Source organism: Methanosarcina thermophila TM-1 (assembly GCF_000969885.1).
Classification (GTDB): Archaea; Halobacteriota; Methanosarcinia; order Methanosarcinales; family Methanosarcinaceae; genus Methanosarcina; species Methanosarcina thermophila.
The window spans coordinates 2495217-2511620 of sequence record NZ_CP009501.1; the positions used below are offsets into that span (position 1 = coordinate 2495217).

Here is a 16404-nt window from a genome sequence, read left to right on the forward strand (position 1 = left end):
GAAATTTTAAAAAACGGAGGAAAAAAATGGACATACACTTCCGGTACAACAAGAAGAATTCTTACAGCTTTGCAGTCCTTTCTCCTTTACTGCCGGAAGCCGATTTTGTAGACAAGCCTGTAAACGGAATAATGATCTACAGTTTTACAACACGCCAGGCAGCAAAAGTTTTCATGGAAGTGAAAAATGCAGGCACGAATTCAATTTTCATCGCAGGAGGTCCTCACCCATCAGGGGCTCCGGAAGAGACGCTTGAATATTTTGACTATGTTGTGATTGGGGAAGGAGAGGAAACCCTTCCAGAACTTATAAAAGTAATCCAGGAAAGAAAAAATCCGGGAGAAGTACCTGGCATTGCGTACAGAGATAGAGAAACGGGTTCAGTTGTTATAACTCCGAAAAGAGCTTATGCAAATCTTGATTCTTACCCCTGTTTCGACCCTGCGAAACTTCTGGCTCCGATTGAAATTAGCAGGGGATGCCCCTGGGGTTGCAAGTACTGCCAGACTCCCAGGCTTTTCGGAAGAGAAGTAAGGCACAGAAGCATAGATTCCATTGTAAAAAACGCAAGGCATTATAGTGACCTCCGCTTTATAGCTTCCAATGCTTTTGGCTACGGAAGTGATGGGATCCATCCAAGGTTTGATAAGGTGGAGAAATTACTCTCGACACTTTATAAACTTCCTGATAAGAAAATCTTTTTCGGGACGTTCCCTTCTGAGGTGCGTCCGGAATTTGTGACTGATGAGTCGGTTGAACTTGTGAGGACGTACTGCGCAAACAATACACTTAGCCTTGGGGCTCAGTCCGGCAGTGACCGAATTCTAAAAGAGATTCGAAGAGGACATACCGTGGATGACAGCATTTCAGCAGTTGAGTGCTGCCTGGAGCATGAAATTATCCCTGCAGTTGATTTTATCTTCGGCCTTCCCACTGAGACCGAAGAAGATCAGGAAAAAAGCCTTGACCTTGTCCGCTGGATCTGTAAGAAAGGAGGCACGGTAAGAGCCCATTACTTTACCCCTCTGCCAGGAACTCCATATGAGTCGGCTGTTCCGACAGAGGTTAGCGACCGTGTAAGGCGAGAACTCGGAAAACTTGCCCTCAGCGGCAAACTCACAGGATACTGGGAAAACCATTCAAAGCCTGAAAAAAAGGTCAAATTAAGGAGATAAGGCTGAAAGTCAGTATCTTGAATCAGGGCACCGTCTTTGAAACCAGACCTCATCTCTGATTCGTAAACTGCCTGTAAACGATTTGCACAAGTTATTTATTTTAGAGGTTTCTGCATATGTTGTCTTGCTTTTGATCTGTCAATGATCTGTCAGAATCCTAGCTATCAACTCCATTAACCTGAGTTCGGATTCAGGTTGGTATTTTTCTATTTTTTTCCAGTTTGTATTATTGTCTTAGGATATGCTTTATTTACTCCTGAATTTTTACTGAATTTATATCTCCCAAATTAATTTACTTGTCTTTCAATTTTTTGACCTTGTATTTTCGATTGATCTTATGTTTTTGATCTGTTTTTTTCGATTGATCTTGTGTTTTTGATCTGTTTTTTTTCGATTGATCTTGTACTACCAGCTGTTCTTTTAGTCAAACAACATCTCGAGTTCGTTGTAATTTTTTCAGTATAATGTGCAACGTTTTGAGCTTAGGAGGCTCTCATACTGACATACTTATATAAAGGAAGATTCTTCGTTTTTTGCCAATTTGTAATACTGTAATCAATGTATTTATAATTTGTTGCTACGAATTTCTAATTAATACTTACATGTCGACAGTTAATCTTGCAAAATTGAGCTCTTCTGCCTGAATCACATCTTGGAAGTGTGCGTTTTTTTCCTAGGGATACAGGAGATAATTTGTTAACTTTCAATTTTGCAAGTTAAAAATATTTTTTAGGGCTGTTAAATGCCTGATAAAACTTCCGCTATTCACATTGACTATATGAGTTAACCAGATTGACTATATGGATTATTCACATTAACTTGGGTTATCCACATCAGCTGTATAGGTTGTCTATATTTCTGATGGGTGCAGAGCACACATACCAGAAAGTCTGTGAAAAATATAAAAAATAAGACGGCACAGCTTTGATGTAGCTGTTTTCCGTGGTATTAGGCAATTAATTTGAATCTTTATTCTGGGGTTTTGCAGATCAGTTACAGAGTTATTCACTGTTTATTTGGGGGCTGAAGCTTTTTCCGCTCTTATAACCATTTGCAAGCCTTCTTGCATGAGTTCCTCGGCTCTTTCCTGCTTTTTTGCTTCGGCAAAGATTCGGAAAATCGGTTCCGTACCTGAGGGGCGGATAAGAACCCAGCCGTCTTCGTACCAGATTTTGACTCCATCGATAGTGTCCATCTTATATCCAAGACCAGAAGCCTCTTTCTTAACTATCTCCATCGTAGTCTGGGTATTTACAGAGGGAATTTTGGTTTTTGCATTAAAATACTGAGGCACACTTTTAGCAAGTTCGGAAAGCTTGTTTCCTTTTGCCAGAATTTCAAGGATTTTGGCACAGGTCATTGCACCGTCCCTGCAATATTGATGTTTGGGGAAAATAAGACCTCCATTGCCTTCACCTCCGAAAACCGCGCCTACTTCCATCATTTTTCGGGCGACATTGATTGAGCCGACCGCTGTCCAGTAAAGTTCAACACTTGCTTCTTTTGCTACGTCAGCCATGCGTTGTGAAGAGCTAACAGGAGTTACTAAAGGACCTTTTTCACATTCAAGAATATATTTTGCCATCATAGCAAGCAAAACTTCCTCATTTAGAAATTCGCCGTTCTCATCTATGAAGACTATTCTATCCGCATCCCCATCATGGGCAGCTCCTAAATCGGCTCCAGTCATCTTCACAAGCTTGGAGAGTTCAGTTAAAGCATCGGGAGTAGGTTCAGGATTTCTCCAAGGGAAAGTCCCATCGGGTTGAGCTCCAAGAGTCAGCACATTGCACCCCAGTTCCCTGAGCAGGAGAGGAAGAGTTAGCGAGCCGGCTCCGCAGCCGGTATCAATAACTACCTTTAACCTGCGGCTACGGATGGTTTCGGCATCTACCGAGTTGATAATGTTTCTGATATAATAATCATTGGCTCCAGGATCAGTTCTGAAATTGCCAGTCTTTTCCCAGGATACAATGGAATATTTCCCTGAATAGTAAATCTTTTCAATTTCTTTTTCCCCATCCCTGGGAAATTCCGTGCCATCTCCGGCTATTAATTTAATTCCATTATATTCTCTTGGGTTGTGGGAGGCGGTAATAACAATCCCTGCATCGGCAAAGTCGCGCACATAAAGCTGAATAGAAGGAGTAGGTAATGTTCCCACATCAATTACGTTCAAACCTGTTGAAAGAGCCCCGGCAATTGCAGCGGATTTCAGCATCTGCCCCGAAATCCGGGTATCACAGCCTATAGCAACTGTGCCTTTCGATTCCATATACGTACCAAGACTTCTAGCTAAATTGACTGCCAGTTCTGGATTTATATATTCGTTGGCGATACCACGTACACCGTTAGTTCCAAATAATGCCATATAAGGTCTCCTTCCTTGTGATTTGAGTGGATTATGCCATTGAGGCAGATTTGCTTTTTATTTGAAGTTATTATGTAAACAAAGCTCAGCTTCTCATCAGAGCTCTTGCATAGAATTATTAAAACGATTTTAAAATGTGCTTTTCCTGAAAATTCTAGAACTATGAAATATTAAGTATTCAACACACTGATATTTTTCCAATCATGTAAGGTAGCTGACTATAGGCTTGGCAAATACATATATCTTATTAGCTAAAATCCGTTACTAATGGTTACTGAAAAGATTGAACTGATAAAGGAGGCTATAAAAGCCAGAGGAAGTGCAGTTGTTGCATTCTCAGGGGGAGTAGATAGTACAACTCTTGCAGCCCTTGCTTTTGAAGCCCTTGGGGAAAAAGCAGTCGCTGTGACCATAGATTCCCCACTCTTTCCAAGGAGACAGCTTGAAACAGCTGTCAAGACTGCCTGTGAAATCGGAATTGAGCATAAAATTCTTACTTTCTCTCAGCTGAGCCTTCCTTATTTTTCAGCAAATACATTAAACAGGTGCTATTTCTGTAAAAAAGCCCTGCTTGAAACCCTTCTGGATTTCGCGGAAAAAGCGGGATACAACGTTGTGCTTGAAGGCACAAATTCCTCCGAACTGCAGGGAGAATACCGCCCTGGCTACAGGGCAGTACAGGAAGCGGGAGATAAGGTTTTTTCTCCTTTTATGGAATTTGATGTAACAAAAGAACAAATCAGGGAGATTGCATCAAAGCTTTCTCTTTCAGCAGCCAGCCGACCTTCTGCAGCCTGCCTTGCTACACGTTTTCCTTACGGGCAGCCGATAACTGTCGAATCACTTCAGAGAATCGAAAGAGCCGAAGATTTTCTCTATTCCCTGGGTTTTTCCCAGTTCAGGGTCAGGATGCATGAATACCTTGCCCGGATTGAGGTAATTCAGGAGGAATTTGAGGATGTTCTGCGGAAAAGAGAAAAAATTGTGCGTCGTTTAAAATCCCTGGGCTTTGACTACATTACCCTTGACCTTGAGGGTTTCCGGAGCGGAAGCATGGACGAGCCTTACATCCGGGAAAAAGAGATAATAAGGCATTGAGAGTCTCATCCTGATAAGATAAAGGGATTTTGTGAGATTAATCTGGGAAAAGATAAGCAATCATGAGAAGATTAGAGAAAATCTAATTGTTAGACGTTTTATTGAAAAGATATGAAAGAAATTCTGATTAGAAAAGCTGGTAAATCAGATCTGCAAGATATTCAGAGGCTTCTCTCAACTTATTTTCTCGATATGGAGGGGCTCAAAGCTGAAGATTTCTTTGTAGCTGAAATTGATGGACAAATTAGAGGATGCGCTGCTCTTATAATGTCCGGGTCTCAAGGCAAGAGATTTCTGGAACTTCATTCCATTGCTGTCCATCCCAACTTTCGGGGAAAAGGTATCGGAACCAGGCTTGTTAAGCATCTCCTGACAACAATTGACGAACCAGCCAGTGATCTCTATGTCAGGACGACTGCGCCCCAATTTTTTGAGAAGCTTAATTTCGAGAAAATTAAAAATCCCCAAAAGTTACTGCTCTGGGAAGATTGCAAAATGTGTGAGCATTTTGAAAAATGCACGCAGTTCACAATGAAATATTCCTGCAACTAGACTTTAATCTTAAGTTTTTATTCTCCGAGTTAAGTCTAATTGGCAATCCTTAATATAAGTTTGATAACTCATGTTTTGAGAATAGAGAGAAAGCAAGTCTTACCAGAACTGGCAGGACGAAACATTATTTATGCAAAAGCACATGAGGCAGCATATGCTTACCCTTGGAATAGTAAATACCTACGATAAGATTAAAATTCTCGATGCTCATTACCGTGCAATTGCAAGAGCTGCTCCGATTTGCCATGCTTTTGGATTCCACCTTGCTCTTTATGATTTTCCATTTAAAATGACTGTAGAAGAACTGGTAGCTTACGTGATGGAAAAAACCACAATAGGGGAATCGGGAAGTTATCTAAAGATCCTTTATGAAAAGAGCCACCTGTCGGTATCCGAACTTCCAAAAAAAGGTTTCCCATCTCATTTTGGAGAAGTCGTAATTACTACCTCAAAACCTAGCCCAAAAAAGCAGATTACACCCATAAAGATCGCCGAAGAAGCTTTTAGAAACCGCTCTTTTCTATTTCTTGTAGGGCTGGGGCACAAAGGGCTTCCGAAAGAGCTTTTCGAGAGAGGAAAATATCATCTTGACATTACCGGCAAAGGTCTTTCTCTTGAGACCTGCACTGCAATTGGGGCGATTCCTGCCTATCTTTCAGGGCTCATGGCGAATCTTGAGACTAAAAAGTGAACTTCCATCATAAGTTTTTGAAGTAAAATACAGGAGAATTACTTCAATCATTTACTTAGAATATTTGGTTTCGCTAAAAATTACGGGATAATTTAAAAGAAATTCCGGACTGAATAATTTTAAAAGAAATTCCGGACTGAATAATTTTAAAAGAAATTCCGGAATGGATATATATTACGATTGACAATTAGTACTTGTTGTGGGTAAGTACAACGCTAGTCGCGCTATTATGGGGTCTTTAGCCCAGAGGAAATAGAATTTCGGCATGCTTTCAGGTTTTAATCCAGAAAAATCGAAGTCTCTGACCTTAACGCAGGATTTTGTCTTCAGGGATTTAGAGAATGAATTTTTCTGTAATTTGTTTGAAAGACTTGGAATTCTAACCTGCACTCAACGCCCCATGTGAGAAGGCTGGGAACTTTAACCCGGATTGCAGGGCTCTCGTATCCAGAAGGACTAACTCTGACCCTTATGTAAGCGCAAGATTTGAAGAGACAGGAGGGAAATTATGAGTGAATTAAAGCGCGAAAACAAGAAAAAAAACGAATATAGAAATAAGTACCAGGAAAGCAGTTATCATGCCGTGGTAAAAGGCTGTACTGACCACCTGGACTCAGACGAATTAGACCTTTACCGCTTTATGATAGGCGGGATGCAGGGGAAATAACCTTGCACAACCTTTTTTTATTCTTCGTTCTTAAGAAAAAGCATGTACGATGTATATGCGGTCCGTGAAGATTTCCCTGTTTTAAAAGAAGTCGTGTACCTTGACAGTACGGCAACTACTCAGACACCAGTACCTGCAGTTGAAGCCATGGTCGAGTACTTTTACAAGTATGCTGGCAACCATGGGAGGGGTGCACATCGTTTAGCTAGGGAAGCTACAAATCGTTATGAAGATGCAAGGGAAACTGTTGCGAGTTTCCTGGACGCAGAGCCTTCAAAGACCGTTTTTACGAAAAATACCACTGAAGGTATAAATCTCATTGCAAACAGCTATCCCTGGGAAGCTGGAGACCATATTATTACGACCCTGCTAGAACATCATTCAAATCTCCTTCCCTGGCTGCGCCTCCAGAAAAAAGGAGTAAAAGTTACGATTATAAGTCCTGACAGCGAGGGAAAGATCGATATCTCTTCTATAGAGGAGGCTTTTACTGAGAAAACAAGACTGGTTGCCATAACTCAGGTTTCAAACGTCTTCGGTTCCATTCAGGATGTAAAAAATATCACAAGACTTGCCCATCGAAACGGCATAAGAACCCTGATAGACGGGGCTCAGTCCGCAGGACATATGCCAGTTAGTCTTAAAGATCTGGACTGTGATTTCTTTGCAACTGCAGGGCATAAAGGACTACTTGGACCGCAGGGCACTGGCGTACTTTATATCAAAGAACCAGACATACTCGATAGCGCCTCAGTGGGAGGAGGTACAGTTTCGGATATTGAAGGGTGCAATTATGTACTGGAACCTTCTCCTGCCTGTTTTGAAGCTGGCACCCCAAACATTCCAGGAGTTATAGCCTTAGGAAAAGCAGTCGAATATGTAAAAAAAATAGGAGTTTCGGAAATAGAGTCACACGAAATAAAATTGGCAACTGAAACTGCAAAAAGACTTTCCGAACTAGAGCATGTAGAGGTTTACGGGCCTGATGATAGGGCAGGAATAGTACCTTTTAATGTAAAAGGGCTTCATGCCCATGATGTTGCCCTGATTCTTGACCAGACCAGGAAAATCTGTGTAAGAAGCGGACATCACTGTGCAATCCCAATTGTACGCTTCCTGAAGGTGGACAGCACTGTAAGAGCTTCTTTTGCATTATATAATACAGAAGAAGAAGTGGATATACTGGTAGATGCAGTTGCCGACCTTAAGGCTCTCGTTTCTTAAAAAACGTTTACAATTTTCTCATTTTTCTAATAACATACTCCTTAATTTTATTATTCGGTTTTTAATTCTGTTCTCAGTAAGAAAGAATACCCTCTTATCCTTTGACTGTCTTCCTGACAGGAGACTCATATAATTCTTTTAACAAAAATCTGCACTTTTTTGCATGAAAGCTTATAATTTTCCACCAGATAGTTAAGTTAATATTCATATAAAAATAATCTAAAGACAAATGAATAATTTTTTGAAAGTTTTCGCTATTTGGAAGGATTCTAAGCACAGCGCAATTAGAGAGTTCTGATGGCGGAGCTGGAATCCCGAAACATATTCCGCATGTCTACTTTCATGAAAGTATTTACGCAGTCAATGGTACTGTGCAGATTGTCCATGTCGGGGGAGAAGCTATTGATAAATCCGCAATCAATGTAATACTTTCCGGCAACTATGGGACACCAGATGAGTTTCGCAGGACTTATAGCATGTCCGACTCCCAAGTTAAAATCCTGAAACCTGATTCGATGACCCAACTGATGATCAACCTGAGTATATAAAAAATATCGACGAACTTGAAAAACTCCGGGTCAGGTTCTCAGCCTCTGGAAATGCAAACGAAAATAGTGGAAAATTGCTATGGTTGATTATGTGGAAGTTTACATAGAATAGTTCTTGAAGAACTCTAACTTATGAATTAGAGGTTGAGGCGGAGAGTATAAAAAAATTAAAATTCTCCTTCTATTGTTCAAAAAGATCTGAGGAATACTTTATGAAATAGTTTTCTAAATTAATTGCCCTCTTACGCATTATCATAAGCTTCTTTAATCCGAAACAAGACCTGTTTTTTGATACTTTTAGCTTTCCTTATAGAAAGAAGGTAACTGATTACCTCTCATTAATCCATCACCCCCTTCGGTAGAATATGTATTATGCAGGGAGCTTGATCGGATTTAACTTCAAAGCCAACTCCTTAAAATATATTTATGCAGCCATGAACAGTAGAAAGTTTTTATAAATAGTTAGTTCTATATAACTTCGTCAGAAAACAGGGGAAGAGTTTATGGTCGAAGTAAAACAAACGCCAGCGAAGAGTAAGTTTATTTCGAGGTTATTGGGGAAAAAAGATAATTACACCTCTATTTCAGAGGTCATAAAGAAGGTTAAAGTTTACTTTGACAAGCCACTGAGAACTCTGCCAGCTTATGATCCTAAAAAAGATGGACCTCTTGTAGATTTTATAGTGCCTGATGGATTCAAAGAAATCGAAAGGTACTGGCTTCAGGAGCCTTACAACTTTGTATCAATTCTGGAAGATCGCAGAACAAGGTACTATAGACTTATCGAACCTTCGCTTACAAAGTTTGAGAAAGAGCTTCTTGAACGGATTTATGAGGATTTCCAGGATATCCTGGTTCTGGGTTCTACAAATTCAATCTCCGAAAAGGATGCGTTTCTTGTGGGTAAGGCTCTCTTCCTTCTTGAAAATTACAGAGCTGAAATCTCAAACGCAGCCCTTCATAAAATAATATATTATCTTAAAAGAAATATGCTAGGTTACGAGAAAATTGATCCGCTTCTTTATGATCCTTATATAGAAGATATCTCGTGTGATGGAGCAGATATCCCACTTTTCATTTATCATACAAAGTATCTCAATATTGAGAGTAATATTTATTTTAAAGACGACGAGCTTGATGCCCTTGTAATTAAAATGTGCCAGTTAAATAACAAGCACGTATCTGTAAGCCAGCCAATTGTAGATGCAAGACTTCAGGAAGGATCGAGGCTTCAGGCTATTTTAGGAAGGGAAATTACTCCCAGAGGCAGTTCTTTCTCCATCCGTAAGTTCAGGAAAGACCCCATTACTCCGATAGACCTGCTTAGCTATAATACGTGTGATCTTGACATGCTAGTATACCTCTGGCTGGTCATTGAGAACGGTCACAACATTCTTTTTGCGGGAGGAACAGCATCGGGGAAAACTTCTATGCTCAATGCTACGTCTCTGTTTATGCCCTCAACAGCCAAGATAGTCTCTATAGAAGATACGCGGGAACTCCTGCTCTATCATAATAACTGGGTTTCTGGGATTGCGAGGCAGAGTTTTGCCGGAGACTCAACGGGAGAAATTTCCATGTTTGACCTCCTGAAAGCTGCTCTCAGACAGCGTCCCGATTTCATCATTGTGGGTGAAGTGAGAGGTAGTGAGGCTCTGACTCTTTTCCAGGCAATGTCAACAGGGCATGCAACAAGTTCAACTATGCACGCAGGAGATGTACAGACTGTTATAAACAGGCTTACGCACGAACCAATAAATGTACCAAATGTAATGCTGCAGTCTCTTGATGTGCTCTGTATTCAAAAACAAGCATACATCGGAGAGAAAAGAGTTAGAAGAACCCAGAGTCTCGTGGAAATTCTTAATGTTGACCCTGAGACAGGGGATCTTGGCATAAATGAACTTTTCAACTGGGAACCTTCTAAAGATTATTTCATCAAAGTGGGAGAGTCCCACATCCTTCCGGAGATTATGTATTCTCGAGGTTGGGATACCACTCAGCTGAGAACTGAAATGGACAATCGAAGAAAAATACTGACATACATGTCTGAAAAAAACATAAGGGATTATATCCAGGTATCTATTGTAGTCCAGGCGTATCAGAGCTATCCTAAGATGGTTATGGAATGTATCGAGAACGATACCTTGCAAACTATGATAAAGGAAATGGCTGCTCAAGAGGGGGGAGCATAATTTATACTGCTGTGGATAAACTTGCATACAGATACTTTGGAGGTTTCTTTTACAAAAATAGAGAAAGCTTTAAAGATTTAAAATTAAAGATACGCCAATCCCATATTTCCATGACAGTGGATCAATACCTGGCTTCTGCCTTAATGTATTCTATAATAGTAGGAACTGCTGGAGGTATTTTCGGCTTATCGATGGGACTTAAAATTTTTGGTGACCCGGTTTCCCGCCTCAGCCTTTTCATGAATTCTACAAGTGCAGGTTATGCAGAAAAATATGTTTACCCTCTTGCAATTCTAACCGCTACTGTAATGCTCATTATATGTTCTCTAATTGTCTTTTTTCTGATATACAGTTATCCTTACTTTCAGTCAAATAACCGGCGAGCCTGTATAGATAGATCCATACTCCCATCAATAATCTATATGTATGCTCTGATGAAAGGAGGCATGTCGGTTTATGATGTGTTCAGATCCATTAGCATGTATACTCATATATTTGGTGCGAGCGCGGAAGAAATATCCTATATTGTGAGGGATATGGATTATCTTGGAAAAGATTTTATAAGCGCTCTCAATTCTGCAAAAGAACGTACCCCTTCAGACATTTTTAAGGACTTTATTGATGGACTAATCATTATTTCAAACAGCGGAACTATTAATGAGTATATAAAAAGCAAGGCTGATCAATATCAATATATGGCGGAACTGGCGAATAGGAGTCTATTGCAGAGACTTGATGTTCTTGCTGAAGTTTATGTGACTGCGCTGGTTGCAGGTCCTCTTTTTATAATGGTGACCCTTGTTGTACTGCAGTTCTTCAAACCTGCTTCAACCCAGGCTCTTTACATGCTTATCTATGTAATATTGCCTGTTGCAACCCTGCTCTATCTGGTAATTCTCGATACTGTGGGAGAACTTTCTTTCAACCCTAAGAAGGGTAAGGTCTCCAGTTTTTCAATAAACCTTGCCGACATCCCGGAAATCGAGTCAGGACTCACCAAAGAGAAGGAAGAAGAGAGGAGTAAGAAGTACAGGATGTACAGGCAGCTTTCCATTATCAAAGACATGCTGCTAAATCCCTACAGAACTCTTCGGGACGAGCCAAGATACACGTTTTTTATTACAGTTCCGGCTGGTCTACTTTATCTCACCAATCTTCCAGAAGGTATTGCAAATCGTCTCAGTTTTAGCCCTCAGTTGAACATAAATTTTGACCATGTCAGTGAAGGTGCTATCAAGCTGGCTACCACAGTTGATGACTATATTATTATCTTTACTATCATTCTCCTGATTCCCTTCATCATTTTTTATGAGATCAAAGCCTGGAGAATACGCCAGATAGATGAGAGGATGCCTGACTTTTTAAGAAATCTCTCCAGCATGAACGATTCTGGAATTTTACTTGCGAATTCTTTAAAATTAATAGCAGAATCGAAAATGGGCATTTTAAGTAAAGAACTCATGAAGTTAAAGGAGGATCTATCCTGGGGTACTTCCACTTCAAGAGCTCTCATGAAGCTTGAGAACAGTATCAGAACAGCTTCTTCAAGCAGGATTATTCATATTCTGGTAAAAGCAAACGAATCTACAAGTGACCTTACAAGTGTACTCTCTATCACTGCTGCACAGGCTAAGATCGAAGAGGGGTTGAAGAAAGAGCGCTCATCACAAATGGTGATCTACATTGTCACTATTTATATATCCTTTTTTGTCTTCCTTTTCATAGTCTATATTCTGGCTACCGACTTCTTCCCGCAAACCGCCTCGTTCACAGCGGCTGCCCAGGCAGGGGGAACCGGAGGAATAGGAAACAGCTATTTCAATATAGATGAATATAATATGCTCATGTTCCATTCAGCCCTAGTACAGGCTGTTACTTCGGGACTTATTGCCGGAAAAATGGGACAGGGTTCTGCGTATCTGGGCTTGAAATATAGCGTCAGCATGTTGATAATTGCTTATCTGGCATTTAATTTCTTTGTTTGAGCTTGTTTAGAGTGAGGGGCTTTATTAGGAAAGCCCTGGTCTCACTTTTTTATCTGCCGGAGCAAATGGTTTTTCAAAATCATCTGCGTAGAAATAAGGCTGCATAGAAAATAAAAATCTGCGAACTGTTATAACCATATTATTCCGCCGCCTTATAAGCGATTTCACCATTTACCAAAACCATGTGAGTGGTAGAAAATGTATCAAATGGGTGACCATTCATAATGACAATGTCAGCATCCTTACCTTTTTCAATACTGCCAACTCTGTCATCTATACCCAGTATTTTTGCTGGATGTATGGTTATTGCTTTGAGAGCTTCATATTCATCCATTCCATATTTAACAGACAGCGCCGCGCAAAGAGCAAGATACTGGATTGGAATTACAGGATGGTCTGTCATAATTGCAACCATTATGCCATTTTTTGATAATAACCCCGGATTTTTAAAACTTAAGTTTTTAAGCTCTATCTTTGTCCTTCCAGCGAGATTGGGTCCAACTATACATGGATACTTTTCTTTTTTAAGTTCATCAAGCATCAAATATCCATCAGTTACATGTTCTAATATAAGTTTCAGGTTGAACTCTTTGGCGATTCTAATTGCGGTATAAATATCATCAGCCCTGTGTGCATGAGCTTTTAATGGGATTTCATCTCTCAGGACTGGAATCAGGCTTTCATACTTTATATTATATTCAGGTCCTTCTTCATTTTTTTCAGTAGATCTCTCTTTTTTAGACATGTATTCAGCTGTCTTAAAAAGGATATCTCTTAACATAGCTGCTGTAGCCATCCGAGTTACTGGGGTCTTGTTTTTTTCTTTATAATTTCTTTTTGGATTTTCTCCAAAAGCGATTTTCATTGCAACAGGTGCTTTAATTATCATATTGTCTATTCTTGTGCCATAGGTTTTTATTGCAGCAAACTGCCCACCAATAACATTGGCACTTCCCGGACCTGTTGCTGTTGCAGTTATTCCGGAGCTTAACGCTTCACTGAAACAAATATCGAGAGGATTTATTCCATCAATTGCTCTGAGATGTGGTGTCACAGGATCAGTATTTTCGTTACCGTCTGCTCCTTCAAAACCCATAGAATCTTCAAAAATTCCTACATGTGAGTGAGCATCTATAAATCCAGGGAAAACAAGTTTACCGGCTACATAAATTATCTCGTCTGCTTCTACATCTTTTTCATTTATTGTGCCTATTTCTGCTATTTTACCATCCTGTATCAGTATGTCTGCATTTTCTAATATCCCAGCTTCTGACATTGTATAGATTTTTGCGTTTTTAATTATTTTTTTCATAAATATTCCCCTCCCATGATTATAGAATTTATATTAGCTCGATTAAATAAATTAATACAATTTTCTAGTAAAATATAAAATTAAATCTTCTTTCAGCAGTAAAGAAAAAAATAAGTTTTAAGAAAGCTCAATGCAAATTTCTAATATTTCCAACGCATTAATATAATTATGAGATTTTCACAGCTGACTGCTGCGATCTTCGTCCTGACCCTGGTACTCATTGCAGCCGGGTGTGCGGACTCAGAAGAAACTCCTCTTGAAGCAGTTTCGGAGCAAGCACATCCCTCTACAGTAACTGCTCAAAATACTGTCACTGTATCAGGCCAGAACCTTACCGTACATTTCCTGGATGTTAGTCAGGGTGATTCAATCCTCCTGGAGTTTGGTGGAAAATCCATGCTAGTCGACTCAGGAGAAAGGGACCAGGGAAAAGTTGTCACAGCTTACTTGCAGAACCAGGGAATTTCCACACTGAACTACGTAGTTGCAACCCATCCGCATTCAGATCATATTGGCGGCATGGAGGATATTCTTAACAATTTCCAGGTAGAATATTTTATTGACTGCGGATATCCCCATACCTCAAAAACCTATGAGAATATGCTGATCACTATTGATAAGAAGAATATTCCTTTTGAGGTAGTTCAGGCTGGTCATAAAATTGACTTTGACCCTGCCGTTGATATAGAAGTGTTAAATCCTGCAAGCGCTTACTCCGATGAGCTGAATGAAAACTCAGTGGTTCTCAAAGTGACGTATGGCGAAACCTCGTTTTTGCTCATGGGAGATGCAGGTCTGGAATCAGAAGAAAATATAATGGAGGCTGGTTATGATGTAGATTCTGATATCCTCAAGGTCGGACATCATGCAAGCAGATCAGGCAGCGGAAAAACCTTTATTTCAGCTGTAAGTCCTGAAGTAAGTATAATCGAAGTTGGAGCAGGAAATGACTATGGGCATCCTCATGCCGAGGTTCTTGACAGGCTGCAGAAGGTCTCAACAGTATATAGAACAGATCTGGACGGCACAATAGTAATTACAACCGATGGATCAACTTATACTGTAACAACTGAAAAAATCAGGAATACCTCCAGCAGAAATGAAGCTTACGCTTCTACAGATTCAACAGCAGAGGTACAATCCGGAGAATATGTGGATTCAAGCTCTACTGAATCAACTGTGTATGTGAGCGGCCTGAATCTTCAGGACGAATGGGTTCAGATATCAAACACAGGGGTTTCTCCCGTTTCTCTGAACGGCTGGAAGATTGAAGACGAAGGCAGTAAACATACCTATACGTTTCAGTCTTACACCCTGAATGCAGGAACAACAGTAACTGTGTTTACCGGAAAGGGTACGAACTCAGCTACTGAGCTTTACTGGCAGTTAGACAACCCTGTATGGAATAACGATGGTGACACAGCATATCTCTACGATGATAGTGGAAAACTTGTTTCAAAACAGGAGAGCTGAAGATGGAGAACTTCAGAGAGAATTTCAAAGTTACCCTTGACCGCATAGAAGAAGGCAATGCAGTGCTGCTTGTAAGGGATGACGAGTCAGTAAAAATTAATATACCTCTTTTTTTGCTGCCTGCTGAAAGTAAAGAAGGTGATATTCTGGATATTACCATCACAAGAGATGTGCAGGAAACAGAGGATGCTAAGGAAAGAGTATCAGGTTTGCTTGAAAAGCTTAAGAATAAGAATCAAGGAACTAAATAAAACGGTTTATTAGATTTGTTTCTCTGATAATAGCTTTGGTTATAGTAGTTGAATTGAGACTTTAAAGTATCTATTCCAGTCTACATATAAATTCGAGATAAGACTAAATTCGAGATAAGACTCGCAAAAACAATGATTACAATTTCTTATCTTCATCAGTAATCTCACGAATAACCCTGCAAGGATTCCCGACAGCGACAACCCCTGACGGAATATCTTTTGTCACAACACTTCCAGCGCCGATAACAGCGTTATCTCCGATAGATACGCCGGGCAGTACAACAACATTGCCGCCTATCCATACGTTGCTGCCGACTTTAATCGGATAAGCATACTCCAGCCCTGCATTACGGCGCTCTGCGTCAAGCGGGTGTCCAGCTGTATAGAAACCGCAGTTTGGACCGATCATTACATTATCCCCAAAAATAACCTTTGCTGTGTCAAGAATTATACAGTTGTGATTTACATAGAAATTGCTGCCTATTTCGATGTTGTAACCATAGTCGCACATAAATGGCGGCTCAATAAAAAAGGGACCTCCTATTTTGCCAAAAAGTTTCTTGATTAAAGCGGTTTTTTCCTCAATTTTTGCTGGATGGAGCTGATTATATTCGTAGCAGATTGCTTTACAATAAGCCCGTTCCTCGATCAGTTCTTTATCATACATTGCATTATATAATAATCCCCGAGCTGCTTTCTCTTTTTCAGTCATTTCAGCCATTATTATTTCCCTCCTTAGTAAAATGGTAATTCTGTTTATTTAATTGCTTTTGAGAAAGTGCTTGGTTAATTGCTCTTGAAGAAGTGTTTAATTGTGAACTTAAAATCACACAATTCAAAGAAAAATCTGACCTTAAAATAA

14 protein-coding genes are annotated in these 16404 nt (G+C 40.0%); 11 read left to right on the forward strand and 3 right to left on the reverse strand.

The window, feature by feature from the left end:
* Positions 1–26 precede the first annotated feature (26 nt).
* Positions 27–1175 carry a TIGR04013 family B12-binding domain/radical SAM domain-containing protein gene (locus tag MSTHT_RS10810; protein WP_048167791.1) on the forward strand — a complete coding sequence of 383 codons (1149 nt, stop codon included), beginning with the start codon at positions 27–29 and terminating at the stop codon, positions 1173–1175.
* A gap of 1012 nt (positions 1176–2187) precedes the next feature.
* On the opposite strand, the gene glmM is transcribed toward MSTHT_RS10810, so the two are convergent.
* The gene (gene glmM, locus MSTHT_RS10815) at positions 2188–3546 is read right to left on the reverse strand and encodes a phosphoglucosamine mutase (RefSeq protein ID WP_048167792.1); all 1359 of its coding nucleotides are present in this window, start codon (positions 3544–3546) and stop codon (positions 2188–2190) included.
* Between the two features lie 267 nt (positions 3547–3813).
* Here glmM and larE point away from each other — a divergent pair, with 267 nt between their 5' ends.
* From larE to MSTHT_RS10850, 8 genes are all read left to right on the forward strand, one after another.
* Positions 3814–4644, forward strand: coding sequence for an ATP-dependent sacrificial sulfur transferase LarE (gene larE / locus MSTHT_RS10820; protein WP_048167793.1), 831 nt, complete (start codon positions 3814–3816; stop codon positions 4642–4644).
* A gap of 111 nt (positions 4645–4755) precedes the next feature.
* Positions 4756–5196 carry a GNAT family N-acetyltransferase gene (locus MSTHT_RS10825; RefSeq protein ID WP_048167794.1) on the forward strand — a complete coding sequence of 147 codons (441 nt, stop codon included), beginning with the start codon at positions 4756–4758 and terminating at the stop codon, positions 5194–5196.
* Between the two features lie 142 nt (positions 5197–5338).
* Positions 5339–5887 (forward strand): DUF531 domain-containing protein, encoded by a 549-nt coding sequence (locus MSTHT_RS10830; RefSeq protein WP_082086829.1) that lies wholly within the window; start codon positions 5339–5341, stop codon positions 5885–5887.
* A 508-nt stretch (positions 5888–6395) separates the two neighbouring features.
* A complete protein-coding gene (locus MSTHT_RS14600; protein WP_156149754.1) occupies positions 6396–6554 on the forward strand; it encodes a hypothetical protein in 159 nt (52 codons plus the stop codon).
* Between the two features lie 42 nt (positions 6555–6596).
* Positions 6597–7778, forward strand: coding sequence for a cysteine desulfurase (locus MSTHT_RS10835; protein WP_048167796.1), 1182 nt, complete (start codon positions 6597–6599; stop codon positions 7776–7778).
* 371 nt (positions 7779–8149) lie between these two features.
* Positions 8150–8326 carry a hypothetical protein gene (locus tag MSTHT_RS14605; RefSeq protein WP_156149755.1) on the forward strand — a complete coding sequence of 59 codons (177 nt, stop codon included), beginning with the start codon at positions 8150–8152 and terminating at the stop codon, positions 8324–8326.
* A gap of 503 nt (positions 8327–8829) precedes the next feature.
* Entirely contained in the window at positions 8830–10521 is a 1692-nt protein-coding gene (locus tag MSTHT_RS10845) for a type II/IV secretion system ATPase subunit (protein WP_048167798.1), read from the forward strand.
* Positions 10455–12506 (forward strand): type II secretion system F family protein, encoded by a 2052-nt coding sequence (locus MSTHT_RS10850; RefSeq protein WP_231588081.1) that lies wholly within the window; start codon positions 10455–10457, stop codon positions 12504–12506. Before MSTHT_RS10845 ends, MSTHT_RS10850 begins: the two co-directional genes overlap by 67 nt.
* 139 nt (positions 12507–12645) lie before the next feature.
* Here the strand turns inward: MSTHT_RS10850 and MSTHT_RS10855 are convergent, their stop codons facing one another.
* Positions 12646–13818, reverse strand: coding sequence for an amidohydrolase (locus MSTHT_RS10855; RefSeq protein ID WP_048167799.1), 1173 nt, complete (start codon positions 13816–13818; stop codon positions 12646–12648).
* A 168-nt stretch (positions 13819–13986) separates the two neighbouring features.
* On the opposite strand from MSTHT_RS10855, the gene MSTHT_RS10860 reads away from it, so the two are divergent.
* Positions 13987–15291, forward strand: a complete 1305-nt coding sequence (locus tag MSTHT_RS10860; protein ID WP_052721881.1) for a lamin tail domain-containing protein — start codon at positions 13987–13989, stop codon at positions 15289–15291.
* Between the two features lie 2 nt (positions 15292–15293).
* Positions 15294–15542, forward strand: a complete 249-nt coding sequence (locus MSTHT_RS10865) for a DUF3006 domain-containing protein (protein WP_048167800.1) — start codon at positions 15294–15296, stop codon at positions 15540–15542.
* Between the two features lie 136 nt (positions 15543–15678).
* Here MSTHT_RS10865 and MSTHT_RS10870 read toward each other — a convergent pair whose 3' ends face one another.
* On the reverse strand, positions 15679–16263 hold the full coding sequence (locus MSTHT_RS10870; RefSeq protein WP_197071749.1) for a sugar O-acetyltransferase: 585 nt from the start codon (positions 16261–16263) through the stop codon (positions 15679–15681).
* Positions 16264–16404: the final 141 nt, after the last annotated feature.

Coding starts and splice junctions, on each gene's coding strand:
- MSTHT_RS10870 (WP_197071749.1), bottom strand. CDS start 16,263: ATGGCTGAAATGACTGAAAAAGAGAAAGCAGCTCGGGGATTATTATAT.
- MSTHT_RS10810 (WP_048167791.1), top strand. CDS start 27: ATGGACATACACTTCCGGTACAACAAGAAGAATTCTTACAGCTTTGCA.
- glmM (WP_048167792.1), bottom strand. CDS start 3,546: ATGGCATTATTTGGAACTAACGGTGTACGTGGTATCGCCAACGAATAT.
- MSTHT_RS10860 (WP_052721881.1), top strand. CDS start 13,987: ATGAGATTTTCACAGCTGACTGCTGCGATCTTCGTCCTGACCCTGGTA.
- MSTHT_RS10850 (WP_231588081.1), top strand. CDS start 10,455: ATGTATCGAGAACGATACCTTGCAAACTATGATAAAGGAAATGGCTGC.
- MSTHT_RS10830 (WP_082086829.1), top strand. CDS start 5,339: ATGAGGCAGCATATGCTTACCCTTGGAATAGTAAATACCTACGATAAG.
- MSTHT_RS10835 (WP_048167796.1), top strand. CDS start 6,597: ATGTACGATGTATATGCGGTCCGTGAAGATTTCCCTGTTTTAAAAGAA.
- MSTHT_RS10855 (WP_048167799.1), bottom strand. CDS start 13,818: ATGAAAAAAATAATTAAAAACGCAAAAATCTATACAATGTCAGAAGCT.
- MSTHT_RS10845 (WP_048167798.1), top strand. CDS start 8,830: ATGGTCGAAGTAAAACAAACGCCAGCGAAGAGTAAGTTTATTTCGAGG.
- larE (WP_048167793.1), top strand. CDS start 3,814: ATGGTTACTGAAAAGATTGAACTGATAAAGGAGGCTATAAAAGCCAGA.
- MSTHT_RS14600 (WP_156149754.1), top strand. CDS start 6,396: ATGAGTGAATTAAAGCGCGAAAACAAGAAAAAAAACGAATATAGAAAT.
- MSTHT_RS10825 (WP_048167794.1), top strand. CDS start 4,756: ATGAAAGAAATTCTGATTAGAAAAGCTGGTAAATCAGATCTGCAAGAT.
- MSTHT_RS10865 (WP_048167800.1), top strand. CDS start 15,294: ATGGAGAACTTCAGAGAGAATTTCAAAGTTACCCTTGACCGCATAGAA.